Source organism: Pollutimonas rozaliensis (assembly GCF_048751585.1).
Lineage (GTDB): Bacteria > Pseudomonadota > Gammaproteobacteria > Burkholderiales > Burkholderiaceae_B.
In genome coordinates, this window is sequence record NZ_JAZHOB010000220.1 from 1 (window position 1) to 259 (window position 259).

Sequence of the window (259 nt, forward strand, 5' to 3'; positions counted from 1 at the left end):
GCAGAGCTATACCGCCGATTCATGGACTCTGCCGCTGTCGAAGCCGCCGGCACAACCCCCTTGACGCCGATCTTGGCGCGCATCGACCGCTTAACAACGACACCTGAGTTCATGACGATGTTGGGCCAGCATTACCGCGAATCCCTCGGCGCCCTGTTTTACCTCACTGAGGAATCCGACCCCGCCGACCCTACTCGTTATGTGCCCTGGATGGGGCAAGCCGGGTTAGGCCTACCTGACGAGGCCTACTACCGTGACG

General features: G+C 61.0%; 1 pseudogene. It reads left to right on the top strand.

Annotated features, from left to right (window positions below):
* Positions 1 to 21 precede the first annotated feature (21 nt).
* Positions 22 to 259: pseudogene (locus tag V0R37_RS22655) on the top strand (M13 family peptidase); the annotation flags it as partial.